Below are 18034 nucleotides of genomic sequence, written 5' to 3' on the forward strand. Positions count from 1 at the left end.
GCGTGCGCGTGCTCATCACCGGCGCGGCCGGCTTCCTCGGCTCGCATCTGACGGACCGCGTCCTCGCGGACGGCCACCACGTGGTGGGCGTCGACAGCTTCCTCACCGGCGACGCGCGCAACCTCGCGCACCTGGCGCACGAGCCGCGCTTCGAGCTGCTGGAGCGCGACGTCTCCGCCGGGCTCGCGTGCCACGGGCCGCTGGACGCCGTGCTGCACCTCGCGTCGCCCGCCAGCCCGGTGGACTACTACGAGCACCCCATCGCGACGCTCGACGTCGGCTCCGCCGGCACCCGCCACGCGCTCGCGCTGGCGCACGCGCACGGCGCGCGCTTCCTGCTCGCCTCCACGTCGGAGGTGTACGGCGACCCGCACGTGCACCCGCAGCCCGAGAGCTACTGGGGCCACGTCAGCAGCGTCGGCCCGCGCAGCTGCTACGACGAGGCCAAGCGGTTCGCCGAGGCGATGACGATGGCGTTCCACCGCAGCCTCGGGGTGGACACGCGCATCGCGCGCATCTTCAACACGTACGGCCCGCGCATGCGGCCGCGCGACGGACGCGTCGTCTCCAACTTCATCGTGCAGGCGCTGCGCGGCGAGCCGCTGACGCTCTACGGCGACGGGGCGCAGACGCGCAGCTTCTGCTACGTGAGCGACGAGGTGGAGGGCCTCTATCGGCTGCTCCTGCGCGACCGCGCCGAGGACTCGCCGCTGCCGACGAACATCGGCAACCCGGACGAGTTCACCGTCCGCGAGCTGGCGGAGCTGGTGCAGGCGCTCGTCGCGCCGATCACCGGCGCGCGTCCCGGGGTGGAGGTGCGCCCGCTGCCGCAGGACGATCCGCGGCAGCGCCGCCCCGACATCGCCCGCGCCCGCGCGACGCTCGGCTGGGCACCGACGGTGCCGCTGCGCGAGGGGCTCGCACGGACGATCGCCCACTTCGCGGAGCGCCTCGGCGAGGACGCGAGCGCGGCGAGCCGGACGCTCGCGGACGTACGCTGACGCCCCGCGCGACGTGGACTCGGCCGCGCGCGGGCGCTTAGGTTGCGCGCTCGCTCCGTCCGCGCTCGCGCTTCCGCTTCGTCATGCCCGTCTCGCGTCTCGACGCCCGGCTCCGATTGATCGCCGCCGCCGTGCTGTTCTCCACCGGCGGCGCGGCGATCAAGGCTGCCTCGCTCACCAGCTGGCAGGTCGCGAGCTTCCGCTCGGGCGTGGCCGCGCTGGCGGTGTGGCTGCTCGTGCCGGCCGCGCGCGCGCGCTGGTCGCCGCGCGTGCTCGCCGTCGCCGCCGTCTACGCGGCGACGCTGGTGCTGTTCGTCATCGCCAACAAGCGCACGACGTCGGCGAACGCGATCTTCCTGCAGAGCACCGCGCCGCTCTGGGTGCTGCTGGCCGGCCCCGCGCTGCTCGGCGAGCGCACGACGCGGCGCGACGTCGCGTTCATGGGCGTCGTCGCACTCGGCATGGTCTGCTTCTTCGTCGGCGAGGACGCCCCGCAGGCGACCGCGCCCGACCCGCTCGGTGGCAACATCCTGGCGGTGATCAGCGGCGTCACGTGGGCGGCGACGGTGCTCGGCCTGCGCTGGCTGGGGCGCGGCGGGGCGCGGTCGGCGCCCGTGCGCGAGACCGCCGACGAGGCCGCGACCGAGACGCCGTCGGCCGAGGGCGGCGCGGCGCTCACCACCGTCGTCGCGGGCAACGTGCTCGCCTTCCTGGCCTGCCTGCCGATGGCGCTGCCGGTGCACGGCGCCGGGACCGCCGACTGGCTGGTCGTGCTCTATCTGGGCGTCGTGCAGATCGGGCTCGCCTACCTCGCGCTCAGCAGCGCGATGCCGCACGTGCCGGCGCTGGAGGCGTCCACGCTGCTGCTCATCGAGCCGGCGCTGAACCCGGGCTGGGCCTACCTCGCGCACGGCGAGCGGCCGTCCGCGCTCTCGTGGGTGGGCGGGGCGGTGATCGTCCTCGCGGCGGTGGCCAAGACGTGGTGGGACGTGCGGCGCCCGCTGCCGGCATCGGCGACGGCGAGGTAACGTCCCCGCATGACCTACCGCATGGCCGTCGCGCTCGTCGCGCTCGTCGACTCGATCGTCGCCCTCTACCTGCACCTCTGGAAGATCGGGCTCGCCGGCACGCTGTCGTGCGGCGCCGAGCACGGGTGCGAGGTCGTGCAGCTCAGCTCCTACGGCTGGTTCCTGGGCGTCGACGTGGCGCTCATCGGCGCCGTCGGGTGGGCCGCCGTGTTCGTCGTCGCGGTGCTCGGCACGCTGCCCCGGTGGGAGGATGCGCGCTGGCCCACCGTCGCGCTCTCCGCGCTCGTCCTTCCCGCGCTCCTCTTCACGCTGCGGCTCAAGTACGGCGAGTTCATCGTGCTGCGCAGCTTCTGCCCGTGGTGCGCGATCAACGCGGTCATCGTCGTGATCGCGTCGGTGCTCGTCGCGCTCGACGGGCGGCGCCTGCGGCGGCTGGACGCGGACGACGTGGACGACGCGCCGGTGCCCGCGTGAGCGTGCGCCGGGCAGGGGCGCTCGCGGCCGCGCTGGCGGCGGGCGCACAGGGCGCGGGCGCGCAGACGGCGCCACGCGACACGCTCGCGCGCCGCGACAGCGCCGCGCGCGCGCTGCCGCCCGTCGTCACGACGGTGCTGCGCTCGACGTTCGACCCGGTGCGCGCGCCGTTCGCGGTGTCGGCCACCACGCGCGCCGAGGTGCAGGGCGCGCGGCCGGGGCTCGGGCTCGACGAGGCGCTGCGGGCAGTGCCCGGCGTCCAGGCCGACAACCGCTTCAACGCGGCGCTCGGCGAGAAGCTCTCGGTGCGCGGCTTCGGCGCGCGCACGCAGTTCGGCGTGCGCGGCGTGAAGGTGCTGGTGGACGGCGTGCCCGCGACCATGCCCGACGGGCAGACGACGCTCAACCACGTCGAGCTGGGCGCGCTGGAGCGCGCGGAGGTCGTGCGCGGCCCCGCGTCGGCGCTCTACGGCAACGCGGCGGGCGGCGTGCTGCAGCTCACGACCGAGCCCGCGCCCGACGCGACGCTCGGCCAGCGCGTGCGCGTCGTGGGCGGCAGCGACGGGCTCACGCGCGTGCAGAGCACGACCGGCGGCCGCACCGCCGACGGGCGCGGCGACTGGCTGCTCTCCGCGGGCCGGCTGGCGTACGACGGCTTCCGCGACTTCAGCGACCAGCGCAGCACGCGCGTGCTCGCGAACGCCGGCTGGACCGGCGCGCCGGGCGCGCTGCGCGCGGCCTTCGCGTGGGTGGACTACGACGCGAAGAATCCGGGCGCGCTCGCCGACACGGCGCGCCGCCGCGATCCCACGCAGGCGTTCGCCAACAACCGGAGGCAGCAGACCGGCGAGGCGGGGCGGCACGGACAGCTCGGCCTGACGTGGCGGCGCGACGTCGGCCCCGGCGCGATCGACGCCAGCGCGTACGGCCTCGCGCGGCGGCTCGACAATCCGATCCCGGTGCGCGTCGTCGCGCTCGACCGGCACGCGGGCGGGCTGCGCGCGGCGTACACGCTGGGCCTGGGCGCCGACTCGGGCGCGGCGCCGGTGCAGCTCGCGTTCGGCGGCGAGTGGCAGCGCCAGCGCGACGACCGGCAGAACTACGCGAACAACCAGGGCGCGCGCGGCGCCCTCGCGCTGGACCAGCTGGAGCGCGTCACCAACGCCGCCGCCTTCGCGCAGGCGACGGCGTCGCTCGGCGCGCGCGCGACGCTGCTCGCCGGGCTGCGGCACGACCGCGTGCGCTTCGCGGCCGAGGACCGGTTGGTGTCGGCCTCGAATCCCGACGACTCGGGTGAGCGCACGCTGCAGGCGACGTCGCCGTCGCTCGGCGTGAACGTCGCCGTCGCGCCGTGGCTGCGCGTCTACGCCAACGGCGCGTACGCGTTCGAGACGCCGACGACGACCGAGCTCGCGAACCGTCCCACGGGCGCGGGCGGCTTCAATCCCGAGCTGGAGCCGCAGCGCGCGCGCAGCGTCGAGGGCGGCCTCACCGCGTCGGGCGCGCTCGGGCGGCTGCTCGCGGGGAGCGTGCAGCTCTCCGTGTTCCACGCGCGGCTCGACGACGCGTTGCAGCCGTACGAGGTGCCGGGTGCCGCGGGGCGGCAGTTCTTCCGCAACGCGGGGCGCGCGGTGCATCGCGGCGTGGAGACCGCGGCGACGCTGGCCGTCGGACCGGCGGTGGCGGTGCGTGCGGCGTACACGGGGCTCGACGCGCGCTTCCGCGAGTACACGGTGGGCGACAGCTCGTATGCGGGGCGGCGCGTGCCTGGCGTCGCGCCGCGCCGCTTCGACCTCGCGGTGACGTGGCGCGGGCCGCGCGAGGCGCTGGTGGCCGTCGAGCAGCGCGCGCAGTCGTGGAGCATGGCCGACGACGCCAACCGCGCGCGCTCGCCCGGCTGGCTGCTCACCACCGTGCGTGCCGCCAGCCCCGCGCTGCGGCTCGGGGGCGTGTCGCTCGCGCCGTTCGCGGGCGTCACCAACGTCTTCGACGTGAAGTGGGACGCGGCCGTGACCGTGAACGCGGCGGGCGCGCGCTACTACGAGCCGGGCACGCCGCGCGCGCTCTACGTGGGCGCGGACCTCGCGGGCGCGATCGGGCGACGGTGAGCGACTCCGGAGGCTCGCCCGCCCGCCTGGTCGTCGTCGGCGCGGGGGCGGCGTCGCTCAAGAGCACCGTCGCGCTGAACGTCGCCGTCGCCGCCGCCACTGCGGGGATCGCGACGCGGCTGCGCGACCTGGACGGCGCGTCGTCGCGCGCGCTCGCCCGCGCGGCGGGAGACGGCGCGACCGTCGCGCTTCCCTGGGCCGCGGCGCCGCTGCACGTCGGCACGCCACCCGACCCCGAGCCCGCCGACGCGCCCGCGCTCGTGGTCGTCGATCCGCCACCGCGCCTGGACGACGCCGTGCGGGCCGAGCTGGCGCGGGCCGCCGTCGTGCTGGTGCCCGTGGACGCGTCGCCGCTGGCGCGGCGCGCGCTGCGCGAGGTCGCGGCCTGGCGAGCAGGGCAGTCGTCGCCGCCCGCGCTGCGCGTCGCGCTCGCGCGCGCCCTCCCGCGCGACGCCGACCGATGGGCGCTGCTGGAGGAGATCGAGGCGCTGGCGCCCGACGCGCTGCTGCCGGCGACGCTCCCGGCCGGCCGGCTGGCCGCGCCGTCGGGGCGGGAGCGGGTCGCCCGGCTCTACGCCCCTGGGACTCGGGGGGCCGGTGCCTACGCCGCGCTGGTGGGCGCCCTGACGGGCGCGCTCGGGCTCACCTCGACCCGCACCACCCCATGAAGTAGACCGTCAGGCCCAGCTGGATCGTGGCCATGACGACCCCGAACACGAGCGGATTGCAGCCGCGCGGGATCGGCCGCTCGGCCGGGGGGGCGGGAGGCGGCGTCGGGGACGGCTCTGGCGACGGGCCGACGGGCGGCGTGTCGGGATCGGACATCGCCCGAAAGTACGGCCCCGAGCGTCCAGAGCGAAGCGCCACAACACGTTATCGGACCTTTCCCCTCCGCCAGGGGTGCAACGGTCGGGCGTGCCATGGTAACCTTCGCGCTCGCCGCCGCGGGTCCGCGTGTCTGGATCCACGGCGCCTTCAGTCGTTTCCTCCCGAGTTCATGTCGTTCTCCAGCTTCGGTCTGCACCCCGATCTCCTGCGCGGCGTCCAGGAGATGGGTTTCTCCACTCCGACGCCAATCCAGCAGCAGGCCATCCCGCCCGGCCTCGAAGGGCGTGACCTCCTCGCCTGCGCCATGACCGGGAGCGGCAAGACCGCCGCCTTCCTGCTGCCCATCATCCAGCGTCTGCTGGCCCGTCCGGGCCGCGGCACGCGCGCCCTCGTCCTGACGCCCACGCGCGAGCTCGCGGCGCAGATCGAGGAGCACCTCCGCGCGCTCGCCGCGCACACCAAGGTCCGCGGCGCCGCCATCTTCGGCGGCGTGGGCATGGGCCCGCAGGAGCAGGCCTTCCGCAGCGGCGTCGAGATCCTCGTCGCCACGCCGGGCCGCCTGCTGGACCACCTGAAGCAGCCGTACGCGAAGCTCGACGGGCTCGAGGTCCTCGTCCTCGACGAGGCGGACCGCATGCTCGACATGGGCTTCCTGCCCGACATCAAGCGCGTCCTCGCCCACCTGCCCAAGGACCGGCAGACGCTGTTCTTCTCGGCCACGATGCCGGCGCCCATCGCCCAGCTCGCGGACCACATGCTGCGGCAGCCGGTGACGCTGAACCAGGAGCGCAAGGCGGCGCCGGCCACCGGCATCACGCAGGCGCTCTACCCGGTGCGCGAGGAGCTCAAGGCGCAGCTCTTCCTCGAGCTGCTGAAGCGCGGGGAGCTGAAGGACGTCATCGTCTTCACGCGCACCAAGCACCGCTCCAACCGGCTGTACGACTTCCTCACGAAGCACGGCATCCGCTGCGAGCGCATCCACGGCAACCGCTCCCAGGCGCAGCGCACGCAGGCGCTGGCCGGCTTCAAGAGCGGCGCGGTGCAGGTGCTGGTGGCGACGGACATCGTCGCGCGCGGCATCGACGTCGAGGAGCTGAGCCACGTCGTCAACTTCGACGTGCCGCACCTGCCGGAGGACTACATCCACCGCGTGGGCCGCACGGCGCGCGCGGACGCGACGGGCGACGCCTTCACCTTCGTCTCGCCGGAGGAGGAGAGCGACCTGAAGGCGATCGAGCGCGCGGTGGGGAAGCGCATCCCGCGCCTCACGGTCGCAGGCTTCGACTACGCCGCGCGCCCGACGGAGCGCTTCGAGGTGCCGCTCGCCGAGCGCATCGCGGAGATCCGCAAGCGCAAGCAGGAGGAGCGCGCGCGCGCCAAGGAGAAGGCCGAGCGGAAGCTGCAGCGCCAGAACGAGGAGGCCGCGCGCGTGGCGGCGAAGGAGTCCTCGCGCGGCGGCCGCGGCCCGCGTCCGGTGTCGTCCGGCGCGCCCGCCACGCCGTCGCGTCCGGCGCCCGCGCGTCCCGCGCGCGACGCGAACGGCCCGTACGCGCAGGAGTCCGCCGGTGGCGAGAGCGGTCGTCGGCGTCGTCGTGGCGGACGCGGCCGATCGGCGTCGTTCGGCGGTCGCTGAGCGAACAAAATCGCGCCTGGAACCATCACGAGCCCCGCGGCGCTTTGGCGTCGCGGGGCTCGTCGGTTTCGCGCGCCGCGATGAGCGTCACAAACGTCTGGCGATCCGTATTTCTACGGCCCAAGGAACGTCGCAGAATCGCGCTTCATTCGTTTATTGACGGTTCCTGTTCGTCGCGTACGTGCAACACTCTTGGCGGACGGAGACTGGATTCCAAGGTTGTGCGCATGACCGTCACGCCTCGCCGCCGCCGCGCCGACATCGCCGAGACGCTCCGCCGTCGCATCGTGACCGCGGTGTCCGCCGGGCTCTCCCGGCGCGGGGATCGTCTGCCCAGCGCCCGCGAGGTCGCGGCGGAGTTCGACGCCGATCCCCGCCTCGTGCTGGCCGCGTATCGCATCCTCGCGCGCGAGGGGCTGGTGAGCATCCGGCGCCGCTCGGGGATCTACGTCGCCGCGGTGCCCGAGGTCGCGGGCGGGCCGCCGGTGGTCGCGCCCGGCTGGCTGGTCGACACGCTGACGGCCGGCCTCGAGCAGGGCGTCGCCGCGCCGAAGCTGGGCGAGTGGCTGCGCCGCTGCGTGACCACGCGGCGCGTGCGCGTCGCGGTCGTGGCCGGCAGCGAGGACCAGCTCGAGAGCTTCTGCGGCGAGCTGCGCGACGACTACGGCTTCGACGCGGTGCCGTTCGCGCCCGAGGCGATCGACCGGCCGGGCGGCGTGCCGTCCGAGATCCTGAACGCCGAGCTGGTGGCGGCGCCGGAGCCGTATGCGGCCGCGCTGCGCCGTGCGCTCCCGGCGGAGAGCCGCGTCGTCACGCTCGAGCTCCGCATGGACATCGACGCGGTGTGGCGGCGCGAGATGCAGCGCGGGCCGCTCTACATCGTCATCAGCGACCGGAAGACGATGCCCTTCCTGGAGCGCTCGATGGCCGGCCACGCCTCCGCGGTGCGCACGCTCGTCCTCGGCCAGGACGACCTGGGGACGATCCCCGACGACGCGGGCGTCTACCTGTCGCGCGCGGTGCGCCGCCGGCTGGACGGCAAGTCGGTGCGTGGGCGCGTGCTGCCGCCGGCGCGGACGTTCACCACGCGCACCGCGCGCGAGCTGCTCGCGGTGCTCGTGCAGGCGAACCTGAACGCGATGACCGCGAGCTAGCAGGCGCGCTGGCATGGCGGGCTCGAGGCGTCCGAGCCCGCCGTGCCCGATGTCTCAGCAGCCGCGCTTCGCCTGGTAGGTCAGCTCGTCGTCCGCCTGCCCGAGCACCACGCGGTTCACCCACTCGACGCCCTGCGCCACCGAGTGGTCCATGTTGCCCACCTCGTAGCGCCACGCGCCGAAGCGCCCGCGCGAGTAGACGTCGCGCTCGTGCAGCCACGGGTGGATCGTGCGCAGCGCCGCGTCCCGCTCCAGGCTCGGCGTCGGGTACGTGTAGTCGCGCTCGATGACGTACGTGTCCACGATGCGCGGGACGTCCGACTCGTCGAGCAGCCGCACGTTCAGCATCCCCTCGATCGTCTGGTCGACGATCGTCTCGCGGTCCTCGGGCTTGAACTCCGAGTGCGAGATCTCCGCGAGCAGCGAGTGCTGGCGCGTGTGGTCGGGCACCACCTCGGGCGAGTAGTTCGAGAGGTAGGTGACCCGGTAGAACGGGCAGTCGCCCTCGGGATAGTACATCCAGCACTTCGTCGTGTCGGCCGGGCGGTCCACGCCGACGCCGACGATGAACGATCCCGAGTGGCGCAGCCGGCCCGCCTCCTCGCGCACGACGTCGGGCGCCGCGCCGCCGGTCATCCCGACCAGCTTGTCCATCGGCAGCGTCGACATCAGCACGTCGTACGACTCCGTGCTCCCGTCCGCGAACGTCACGACCTTCGCCGCCGGGTCCACGCGCACCGCGGGGCGCTCCAGCTGCAGGTGCTCCCTGATGTGCGGGACGATGCGCTCGAACAGCCCGCCCGTGCCGCCGTAGCGCGGGTACTTGAAGGTGTTGTTCGGGCCCCAGCCGGCGTCGTCGCGGTCGAGGATCACGTTGCCCAGCACGCGCGCGAGCGACGGCAGCGCCACGCGCTCGCCGATCCACTCCTTGTTCATCATGCGCGGCGGGTGCGCCCACACCTTGAAGTTGTACGGCATCATGAAGTACTTCGCGAGCCCGGCCCCGAACTGCTTCATGATCAGCTGCTCGAAGTTCTCGATCTTCGCCAGGTCGAGCGGCTCCTTCTGCGCCTCGATCAGGCCGAGCACGATCTCGAGCACGACCTCCTTCGGCAGCCCGCGGATGTTGTTCTGCAGCGGGTAGGGGAGGAAGCGCCCGCACATCCACACCCAGGCCTCTCGCACCAGCTCCTGGTACTCGTCGCCCATCAGGCGGTCGAACAGGCGGTCGAAGTACTCGTAGTGCGAGAACAGGACGTGGCCGCCGATGTCGTACGTGAAGCCGTTCGGGCTCGTCTCGCTCGACGCCAGGCCGCCGACCTTGTGACGTGCCTCGATCACCTGGAAGTTGCGGTAGCCGAGCTCCTGCAGCCGGTAGCCGGCCGCGAGCCCCGTCGGTCCCGCCCCGAGGATCACGATCTTGCGCTCCGACTCCGAGACGGCGTGCGACTGCGACATTGGACTCCTGCGATGCGCGCATTCGCGCGGGTAGGGCCGCGGCGCGTGGAGCGCGCCGCGACCGATGGACGTCGGGAGACTGCGAGGGAACCGCTGCGGCGGTGACGGTCGTCGGCGCTCAGGCCGCGACGCGTGCCCGGGCGCGCGCGCGGCGCGACGACAGCGGGCGCGGCGGCGGGAGCTGCGGCGCGCCGCGCGCCGCGAGGTAGTGGCAAATCGCGTTCTCGACGGCCCCGAGCAGCGGGCCGCGCGCGGAGCCGAGCACGGACCAGTGCGGCCGCGCCGCGGGCAGCCGCGCGTCTGCCAGCGCGATCGGCACCAGTCGCGACGCGTCCACGCCCGCGCGCTCCGCGCCCAGGCGCGCGAAGTCGAGCCAGGTGAGCGCGCTCTCGCTCGCGAGGTGCCACACGCCGCGCTCGCCGTCCACCAGCAGGTCGAGCGTCGCGTCCGCGAGCTCGGGGACGTACGTCGGCGAGACGGTGACGTCCGCCAGCGCGCGGAAGGCGTTGCCGGCGGACAGCTCGCGCAGCGCGATGGTGAGGAAGTTCCACTCGTCCCACGGGCCGAAGAACGCGCTCGTGCGCACGACGAGCGCCTCCGGCATCAGCCCCTGGACGCGCTGCTCCGCCTCGGCCTTGCTGGCGCCGTAGACGTTGCGCGGCGCGACGGGATCGTCCTCGACGAACGGGCGCGGCTCCGCGGCGTCGCCGAACACCAGGTCCGACGAGAAGGTCGCGAGGCGCACGCCGCGCCGCGCGCACGCCTGCGCCAGCGTCGCGGGGCCGTGCACGTTGCCGCGCCAGCACGCCTCGCGCTCGCGCTCCGCGTCGTCCACGCGCACGAAGCCCGCGCAGTTGACGACGGCCCACGGATCGTGCGCGGCCAGCGCCGCCTCGACGGCGGCCGCGTCGGCGGCGTCCAGCTCCGCACGGCCGAGCGCGACGTACGCGAGCCCGCGCATGGCGCAGGCGCGCGCGACCGCGCGGCCGAGCGTCCCGTGCGCACCGGTCACCAGCACCGGACGCGGCGCGCGCGGCGCGGACTCGCGCAGCGGCACGCGCAGGAGCGAGGCGCCAGCCTCGCGGCGGTCGAGCACCGACGCGCCGTGCCGGCGGGCGGGCGGGTAGATCAGCCGCTCGGGCGCCTCCCACCATCCCGGCCCGGCGAGCGCCGGATGCTCGCAGCGCCCGTGCGTCGCGAGGTCGCGCACCATCGCCGCGAGCGCGGTGGGCCGCGGCGACGGCGCGCGCACGTCGAACAGCCCGGGCTCGTAGTGGCCGGCGTCGCGCGTCAGCAGCGAGTTCCAGTCGAACGAGCCGAACGCTGCCCACGCGGTCACCGCGCGCACGTCCACGCCGCCCGCGCGCAGCCGCAGCGCCGCGTGCCACACCCGGTCCAGCCAGCGCAGCTGCTGCTCGCGCGTGCAGGCGAGGTGCACCTCCGTCACCGCGAGCGGCAGATGGTGGCGGTCCCAGGCCTCGCGCAGCAGCGCCTCCGGCCCCTCGGTGCCCTCGGCCAGCACGCGCACCGCCTCGACGTCGGCGTAGCGGTGCGTGCCGTTGCCGCCGTGCGCGTGCGCGGGATAGCGCCGCAGCCGCCGATCGAGGAAGCGCTCGCTCGTGAGGTAGTGGTTGATGCCCAGCAGGTCGGGCGGGCAGGGCGCCTTGCGGAACTCGTGCAGCACGCGCGCGTCGATGCCGCCGCGCTCCACGAGGAAGCGCCACATGGCGTCGCGGGGCGCGAGGCGTCCGGTGAGCAGGTCGGCGGTCGCCCAGCGGCGCTCGTTCTCGAACGCGGCCTGGTAGCGCAGCGCGGGCGTCGCGTGCGTCTTGCCCAGGTCCTCGGTCTGCACGAGGCGCGCGTGCGGGATCACGGCGCGGATCGCGCGCATCGCGAGCGCGATCGCCTGCATCTGGTGCACGAACGCGCGCGCGAAGCTGCGGTCGTCGCGCGCGTGCGGATACCAGACGCCGTAGAGCGCGCTGAAGCGCGCCGTCGTCAGCGGCTCGTTGATCGGCGTCCACTCCTCGACCCACGGGTAGCGCTCGGCCGCCGCGCGCGCGTAGGCGGCGAAGCGGGCGGGGAAGCCGGGATCGAGCAGCGACGTGTCGCGCGGACCGGAGCCGTGGTGCAGGAGCGTGACGACGGGACGGACGCCGAGCGCGCGCAGCCGATCGAGGCGCGCGTCGCTCCACGACCAGTCGTGATGCACGCCGTCGGGCGACGTGCGCTCCCACAGCAGCGGGAAGCGCACGGCCGCGACGCCGAGCGCCGCGAGGCGATCGACGTCGTCGTCGCGCACGTGGTGGCCGTTGCGGGCGAGCTGGTCGAAGAACCGCTCGCCCACTCGGTTGACCGTGCACTCGACGCCTGCCCAGACCTCGGGCCGCATGGTCTCCACCACCTGCTGCTGCTGGTCGCGCTGCGCCTTCGCGTCCCGTCCGTCCCGCCCCCGGCCCGTCGCGGCGCCGGTGGCCGGCGACGTCACGCGGTCAGCTCCTCTCCGCCCACCAGGTCGCGCCCCGCGCCGGCGGTCGCCAGCCGCGACGACGACGCGGCGCGCGCGACCTCCGGGTGCCGCGGCGCCTCGCGCTGCTGCAGCGCGGCCGCGATCAGGCCCTGCATCGTGCCGACGATCGACTCCCACGACGCGTCCTTCGCCATGCCGATGCCGCGCGCGATCAGCTCGGGCTCGGGGCAGGTGGCGGCGGCGCGCACCGCGGCCACGAAGCCGTCGTGCGAGCGGGCGACCTTCACGATCGGCGTGAAGTTGCGCACGACGTCGGCGACCGCGGTCGAGACGATCGGCTTGCCGGCGGCCATGTACTCGAGCGTCTTCGTCGGGTTGATGTACTCGGTCGCCTCGTTGAGCGCGAACGGCATCAGTGCCACGTCGAAGTGCTTGGCGTACGCCGGGAGCTCGGCGTACTGCTTCTGGCCCAGCCAGTGGAGGTTCGGCGCCTGCGGGAGCTCGCGCGGATCGACCTTCACGACCGGGCCCACCATCACGACCTGCGACTCGGGCAGGCGCGCGGCCAGCTCGGCGATCAGCGCGTAGTCGATGCGCTCGTCGATCACGCCGTAGTAGCCGAGGATCGGCGCGTCGCCGTCGGGGAGGTCGGCGGGGCGCGGCGTCTCCGAGAGGCGCGCCTTCGCGAAGTGCGCCGAGTCGACGCCGCAGCCGAAGAAGTGCACGTTCGGGTGCAGGCGCGACTTCGACTGCCACAGGCGGTAGCCGCCGGTGAACACGACGTCGGCGCGCGAGACCAGCAGGCGCTCGCGCTCCACCAGCTCGGGCGGCGCGAAGCGGAACTGCGACAGCTCGTCCATGCAGTCGTAGACGACCGCGCGCTCGCCGAACGCGCCGAGCATCACGGGCGCGGGCATCGGCGTGTAGAACCACTGCACGGGCGCGGTGAACTGGCCGGCGAGCGGGCCGCCGCGCGCCATCGCCTGCAGCAGCAGCGTGCGCGTGGCGACGATCGCCTCGTCACCGCGCAGCGCCGACGGCAGGCGCGGGATCGCGCGCGTGACCCCGCGCATCGGCGTCGTCAGCTCGAGCGTCGGCGTCGCGAGGTCGTCGGCCCACACCGGCTCCTCGACGAACAGGATCGGGCTCGACGTCGCGAACCGGGAGAGCAGCTGCTGCGGGCGCTGCCACACGAAGTCCCACCGGAGATGGCTCTGCACCACGATGGGCGCGTCGAAATCGGTGGCGAGGCGCGAGGCGCGCTCGGTCCGGTCCACGAGTCGGGTCATTTTGATGTCTGGGAGATGCGGGGACGACCCAATGAACGGCGTGAGTAGTGTGACGCCGCCGGCGTTGCAGGTCGTGCCCGTCCCCTAGGCAAGGCGCGTTCCCATGTACTTCATCTGTGTAGGAGTGCCGCCGGGCGAGCCGCGCGCGCCCGAACGCGAAGCGGGCGCGACTCTCGAAGCGGTCGCGCCCGCTGCTGCACCCGTGTCGTCGCGTCGGCTCAGCCGCCGCGCACCGACGTCGTGTCGTCGGAGGCGATGAGGCGCCGCGCGCCCTGCCACTTCCGGAAGAGCAGGCCGTTGCGCTCGATCGTCGTCTCGATCACGCGGCCCGACTTGACGCTGGCGTGGATGAAGCGGCCCTCGCCCAGGTAGATGCCGACGTGGTCGACCGTGCGGCGCGTGCCGAAGGTGAGCAGGTCGCCGGGGCGCAGCGCGTTGCGGTCGCGCGGGATCGGCGTGCCGACCTGCGCCTGCTGGGCCGCCGTCCGCGGGAGCGCGATGCCGAGCGCTTCCATCGCGTAGCGCGCGAACGACGAGCAGTCGAGGCTGCGGCCGGGCGTCGCGCCGCCGAGGACGTAGCGGGTGCCGAGCTGGCTGCGCGCGCGCGAGACCATCGCGTCCAGCAGGGCGGTCGCCGAGCGGCTGATGCTCGCGAACGGGCGGCTCGTGGTCGGCTCGGCCGAGGCGACGGTGGCCGTCGCGGTCGCCGGCGCCTCGCCCAGCAGGGCCGAGAGGTCCGGGAGGACGAAGGTCGGGACCGGCGCGAGCTCGGGGGCGGTGGCGCGGGTCGCGACGCGGGCGGCGCGCGTGACGCGCCGGGTGACCGGCTTGCGGCGGAGGACGTCGCCGGCGCGTCGGGTGGTTCGTGCCTTCGAGGAGCGCTTGGCCGACGGCTTGCGCTCGGTGCTCTTCGCGGCGCGCTTGGTGCGCGGGTTGGCCGTCAGCGACCAGGTGGCGACGGACGGGGCGGCGTGGGCGGCCGGTGCGAGCACCGCGTCGCCGGCCACGAAGGCGAGGCCGAGCGCGGCCGCGCCGAGGAGGCGCGTGAGGACGTGCAGGGCTCGCGAGGGTGCGGAGGGGGGGCGCACGCGGGTCCTGAGGGCGGGAACAGCGACGGAAGCTAGCCAGACTGGGCCGGATTCCGGGGGACGGGGCAACCTAGCCCTCGCGCGCAGTGCCGCGCGAGGCAGCCGGGGGGCCGGATGTCGCGCGTCCCTGACCGCCCGGTCAGGCGCTACCGCACGCCCACGACCTTGTGGGTCTGGACCGAGAGCCGCCAGCGCGGATGGGCGAGGCAGTAGGCGATCGCCGCCCGCACGTTGGCCTCGCGCACGGCCGGGTCCGCGACGTCCATCGGCTGCAGCCAGAACTGCTGGAAGGCCAATCCCTCGAAGCGTTCGGGCTGCGCCTCCGGCTCCGCCTGCGGGAAGACCAGCTTCAGCTCGTCGCCGCGGGTCAGCGCCAGCGGGGCGCCCGCCTTCGGGCTGACGCAGATCCAGTCGAGCCCCGCGGGCGCCACCTGCGTCCCGTTGGTCTCGACCGCGACCTCGAAGCCGGCGGCGTGGAGCGCGTCGATGGCGGGCGCGTCCAGCTGGAGGAGCGGCTCGCCCCCCGTGCACACGACCAGCGGCCGGATGCCCGCGGCGCGGCTCTGCGCGGGCGTCTCCCCGGTGCCCGCTTCCCATCGCCCGGCGATCGCGGTGGCCAGCGCCTCCGGCGTCGCGAAGCGCCCGCCGTCGGGGCCGATGCCCACGAAGTCGGTGTCGCAGAAGCGGCAGACGGCCCGGTGCCGGTCCTGCTCGCGCCCCGTCCACAGGTTGCACCCGCTGAAGCGGCAGAACACCGCCGCGCGCCCCGCGTTGGCGCCCTCGCCCTGGAGCGTGTGGAAGATCTCCTTGACGGTGTAGCTCATCCGCGCGCACCTGCCGCCGGGCGGTCGACGTAAGCGACGGGGTCTTCCGCGCCTGCCTCCGCGAACCCCTTGAGCCGCAGCGCGCACGCGTCGCAGTGCCCGCACGCGGTCCCGTCCGGCGCGGGGTCGTAGCAGCTGGTCGTCTCGCCGTAGTCCACGCCCAGCGAGAGCCCGAGCCGCACGATCTCGGCTTTCGTCAGCTCCAGGAGCGGCGTGCGCAGCCGGATCGCCGGCGCGTCCGCGGGCGCCTCGACGCCGGCGCGGGTCGCCAGGTTCGCCATCCGCTCGAACGCCCGCACGTACTCCGGGCGGCAGTCGGGATAGCCCGAGTAGTCCAGCGCGTTCACCCCGAGGAAGATGTCGCGCGCCCCCGTCGTCTCGGCCAGCGCCAGGGCGTAGGAGAGGAAGATCGTGTTGCGCGCGGGGACGTAGGTGATCGGCACCCCCTCGCCGGCCATCGCCGCGACCGGGCGGTCCTTCGGGACGTCGATGTCGGCCGTCAGCGCCGAGCCGCCGAAGACGCGCAGGTCGATGTCCACGACGACGTGGCGCGCGACGCCGTGGCGCGCGGCGATGCGGCGGGCCGCCTCGACCTCGTGCGCGTGGCGCTGGCCGTAGCGGAAGGAGAGCGCGTGGACCGCGAAGCCCTCGCGGCGGGCGATGGCGAGGCAGGTCGTGGAATCGAGGCCGCCCGACAGCAGGACGACGGCGGCCGGGGCGGCGTCTGGCATCCCGAAAGCTAGTCGGTCCAGGCATCACGACGCGCGCCCCGACGCGCGCCCCGCTAGAGTTCGGGCGCCAACCCTCTCCACACTCGAGGACCCGTGATCCCGAATTCGTCTCCACGTCGCGCGCGCCGTCGCGCCGACGTGCTGCTCCCCCTGGCCGCCCTGGCCGTGTCCGCGGCCTGCGCCGGCGCGCAGGAGCCCGCGCGCGTCACGAAGGACGCGCCGGCCAACGGCGCCGCGCCCGCGCTCCCGCTGAAGCACGCCCCGCGTCCCACCGCCGCGCCCATCACGGCCGCGGACCTGATGACGCGCCTCTACATCTTCGCCGACGACTCGATGATGGGTCGCGACGCGGGCACGCTCGGCAACCAGAAGGGCAACGCGTACATCGAGCGCGAGCTGCGCCGCCTCGGGCTGCGCCCCGCGGGCGAGAACGGCACGTACTTCCAGACGGTGCCCTTCGTGCGCCGCTCCATCGACCCGGCGACGACGATCACCGCCGGTGGCGAGACGCTCCGCTACGGCACGGACTTCGTCGCGTCGCCCGGCGCCGGCACGCCGCGCTCGATCGACGGCGCGGCGGTGGTGTTCGGCGGTTCGCTGACGGCCGACGGCGTCGCGGGCCTCACGGCCGAGCAGGCGGCCGGCAAGGTGGTCGTGCTCAACGCGCCGAACGTGATGGCGGTGCGCCAGCTGAGTGGGGTGCCGGCGCTGCGCGGCGCGGCCGGCGTGGCGCTCGTGCTGCTCGACCAGCTGCCGGCGCCCTTCCGCGCGCAGCTCACGCGCACGCAGCTCGCGCTCGACTCGGCCGGCTTCGCGGCCGCGGGCGCCGCGCCGACGGCCGGCACGGTGCCGACGGTCCTCGTCGTGTCGCAGCGCGCCGCGCAGGCGATGCTGGGTGCCGATCTCGCGAGCGCCGCGGTGGGCGCGGCGGGGCGCACGGTCACCGGCAACGTCGCGTTCCGCACCGAGCGCGCGCCGGCCACCAACGTCGTGGCGATCCTGCCCGGCAGCGACGCGCGCCTCGCCAGCACGTACGTCGCGATGGGCGCGCACAACGACCACGTGGGCATGGCGCCGCGCGCGGTCGACCACGACTCGCTGAAGGCGTTCAACGCCGCCGCGCGCCGCCTGTACATGGCGCAGGACCCGGAGGGCGACGAGACGATCCCGCCGGCCGCGGACTCGCTCTACCGCCAGCAGCGCGCGGCCATCCGCGTCAACGTCGACTCGCTGCGCGCGCTGCGTCCGGCGCGCATGGACTCGGTGTTCAACGGCGCGGACGACGACGGCTCGGGCTCGATGGCGCTGCTCGAGATCGCGGAGAACTTCGCGGCCGCGCGCGTGAAGCCGAAGCGATCGATCCTCTTCGTCTGGCACACCGGCGAGGAGAAGGGGCTCGTGGGCGCGCGCTGGTACTCGGACCACCCGACGGTGCCGCGCGACTCGATCGTCGCGCAGCTCAACATCGACATGATCGGCCGCGGGCGCGCCGAGGACGTGGTGACGGGCGGCCCGACGTACGTCGGCATCGTCGGCTCGCGCCGCCTCTCGACGCAGCTCGGCGACCTAGCCGAGGCGGTCGCGAAGGCGCAGGCGAATCCCATCCGCCTCGACTACGCGCTCGACGCCGACGGGCATCCGCAGAACATCTACTGCCGCAGCGACCACTTCCACTACGCGCGCTGGGGCATCCCGATCGCGTTCTTCTTCACCGGCCTGCACGGCGACTACCACCAGCTCACCGACGAGCCGCAGTACATCGACTACCCGCACTACGCGGGGATCACGAGCTACATCCGCGACCTCGCGCTGCGCGTGGCGAACCAGGACGCGCGGCCGGTGGTCGACAAGCCGAAGCCCGATCCGACGGGTGCGTGTCGGCAGTGATCCGACGGTAGCGTCGGAACCCATCTGACACCGCGCGCCACGGCGCGCGCCGTGCACGCCG

Annotated in this window: 15 protein-coding genes; 8 read left to right on the forward strand and 7 right to left on the reverse strand. The window is 74.5% G+C overall.

The annotated features are described in order from the left end of the window. Window positions 1-2: 2 nt before the first annotated feature. The 5 genes from rosag_RS04095 (at window position 3) to rosag_RS04115 (ending at window position 5279) form a co-directional block, all read left to right on the forward strand. On the forward strand, window positions 3-1001 hold the full coding sequence (locus rosag_RS04095; protein ID WP_284348762.1) for a UDP-glucuronic acid decarboxylase family protein: 999 nt from the start codon (window positions 3-5) through the stop codon (window positions 999-1001). Between the two features lie 83 nt (window positions 1002-1084). Then, complete coding sequence (locus tag rosag_RS04100) at window positions 1085-2029, forward strand: DMT family transporter (RefSeq protein WP_284348763.1); 945 nt, start codon at window positions 1085-1087, stop codon at window positions 2027-2029. 9 nt (window positions 2030-2038) lie between these two features. Beyond that, window positions 2039-2503: a vitamin K epoxide reductase family protein gene (locus tag rosag_RS04105; protein WP_284348764.1), complete on the forward strand. Its 465-nt coding sequence runs from the start codon at window positions 2039-2041 to the stop codon at window positions 2501-2503. Next, on the forward strand, window positions 2500-4611 hold the full coding sequence (locus rosag_RS04110; RefSeq protein WP_284348765.1) for a TonB-dependent receptor family protein: 2112 nt from the start codon (window positions 2500-2502) through the stop codon (window positions 4609-4611). Before rosag_RS04105 ends, rosag_RS04110 begins: the two co-directional genes overlap by 4 nt. Then, complete coding sequence (locus rosag_RS04115; protein WP_284348766.1) at window positions 4608-5279, forward strand: P-loop NTPase family protein; 672 nt, start codon at window positions 4608-4610, stop codon at window positions 5277-5279. Before rosag_RS04110 ends, rosag_RS04115 begins: the two co-directional genes overlap by 4 nt. Here the strand turns inward: rosag_RS04115 and rosag_RS04120 are convergent. Further along, window positions 5254-5436 (reverse strand): hypothetical protein, encoded by a 183-nt coding sequence (locus rosag_RS04120; protein ID WP_284348767.1) that lies wholly within the window; start codon window positions 5434-5436, stop codon window positions 5254-5256. The genes rosag_RS04115 and rosag_RS04120 overlap by 26 nt on opposite strands. A gap of 172 nt (window positions 5437-5608) precedes the next feature. Between rosag_RS04120 and rosag_RS04125 the strand changes: the two genes are divergently transcribed. Continuing rightward, a complete protein-coding gene (locus rosag_RS04125; RefSeq protein ID WP_284348768.1) occupies window positions 5609-7072 on the forward strand; it encodes a DEAD/DEAH box helicase in 1464 nt (487 codons plus the stop codon). Window positions 7073-7299: 227 nt separating this feature from the next. Next, on the forward strand, window positions 7300-8226 hold the full coding sequence (locus rosag_RS04130) for a GntR family transcriptional regulator (protein WP_284348770.1): 927 nt from the start codon (window positions 7300-7302) through the stop codon (window positions 8224-8226). 54 nt (window positions 8227-8280) lie between these two features. Here the strand turns inward: rosag_RS04130 and rosag_RS04135 are convergent, their stop codons facing one another. The 6 genes from rosag_RS04135 to queC form a co-directional block, all read right to left on the reverse strand. Next, the gene (locus rosag_RS04135) at window positions 8281-9684 is read right to left on the reverse strand and encodes a protoporphyrinogen/coproporphyrinogen oxidase (protein WP_284348772.1); all 1404 of its coding nucleotides are present in this window, start codon (window positions 9682-9684) and stop codon (window positions 8281-8283) included. Between the two features lie 118 nt (window positions 9685-9802). After that, window positions 9803-12172, reverse strand: a complete 2370-nt coding sequence (locus tag rosag_RS04140; RefSeq protein ID WP_284348773.1) for a family 1 glycosylhydrolase — start codon at window positions 12170-12172, stop codon at window positions 9803-9805. Then, on the reverse strand, window positions 12169-13443 hold the full coding sequence (locus tag rosag_RS04145; protein WP_284348774.1) for a glycosyltransferase: 1275 nt from the start codon (window positions 13441-13443) through the stop codon (window positions 12169-12171). The genes rosag_RS04140 and rosag_RS04145 overlap by 4 nt, the downstream gene beginning before the upstream one ends. A gap of 218 nt (window positions 13444-13661) precedes the next feature. Then, window positions 13662-14531 (reverse strand): C40 family peptidase, encoded by an 870-nt coding sequence (locus rosag_RS04150; RefSeq protein WP_284348775.1) that lies wholly within the window; start codon window positions 14529-14531, stop codon window positions 13662-13664. Between the two features lie 146 nt (window positions 14532-14677). Beyond that, complete coding sequence (gene queE / locus rosag_RS04155; RefSeq protein ID WP_284348776.1) at window positions 14678-15355, reverse strand: 7-carboxy-7-deazaguanine synthase; 678 nt, start codon at window positions 15353-15355, stop codon at window positions 14678-14680. After that, window positions 15352-16086 (reverse strand): 7-cyano-7-deazaguanine synthase QueC, encoded by a 735-nt coding sequence (gene queC / locus rosag_RS04160; protein ID WP_284348777.1) that lies wholly within the window; start codon window positions 16084-16086, stop codon window positions 15352-15354. The genes queE and queC overlap by 4 nt, the downstream gene beginning before the upstream one ends. Before the next feature lie 138 nt (window positions 16087-16224). Between queC and rosag_RS04165 the strand changes: the two genes are divergently transcribed. Next, complete coding sequence (locus rosag_RS04165; protein ID WP_284348778.1) at window positions 16225-17973, forward strand: M28 family metallopeptidase; 1749 nt, start codon at window positions 16225-16227, stop codon at window positions 17971-17973. The last annotated feature ends 61 nt before the right edge of the window (window positions 17974-18034 follow it).

Source organism: Roseisolibacter agri (genome assembly GCF_030159095.1).
In the GTDB taxonomy this organism is placed as follows: Bacteria; Gemmatimonadota; Gemmatimonadetes; order Gemmatimonadales; family Gemmatimonadaceae; genus Roseisolibacter; species Roseisolibacter agri.

What these genes read in the sequence shown, in the direction of transcription:
- rosag_RS04100 (WP_284348763.1), top strand. Translation starts at nt 1,085, where the DNA reads ATGCCCGTCTCGCGTCTCGACGCCCGGCTCCGATTGATCGCCGCCGCC.
- rosag_RS04105 (WP_284348764.1), top strand. Translation starts at nt 2,039, where the DNA reads ATGACCTACCGCATGGCCGTCGCGCTCGTCGCGCTCGTCGACTCGATC.
- rosag_RS04120 (WP_284348767.1), bottom strand. Translation starts at nt 5,436, where the DNA reads ATGTCCGATCCCGACACGCCGCCCGTCGGCCCGTCGCCAGAGCCGTCC.
- rosag_RS04125 (WP_284348768.1), top strand. Translation starts at nt 5,609, where the DNA reads ATGTCGTTCTCCAGCTTCGGTCTGCACCCCGATCTCCTGCGCGGCGTC.
- rosag_RS04130 (WP_284348770.1), top strand. Translation starts at nt 7,300, where the DNA reads ATGACCGTCACGCCTCGCCGCCGCCGCGCCGACATCGCCGAGACGCTC.
- rosag_RS04135 (WP_284348772.1), bottom strand. Translation starts at nt 9,684, where the DNA reads ATGTCGCAGTCGCACGCCGTCTCGGAGTCGGAGCGCAAGATCGTGATC.
- rosag_RS04145 (WP_284348774.1), bottom strand. Translation starts at nt 13,443, where the DNA reads ATGACCCGACTCGTGGACCGGACCGAGCGCGCCTCGCGCCTCGCCACC.
- queE (WP_284348776.1), bottom strand. Translation starts at nt 15,355, where the DNA reads ATGAGCTACACCGTCAAGGAGATCTTCCACACGCTCCAGGGCGAGGGC.
- queC (WP_284348777.1), bottom strand. Translation starts at nt 16,086, where the DNA reads ATGCCAGACGCCGCCCCGGCCGCCGTCGTCCTGCTGTCGGGCGGCCTC.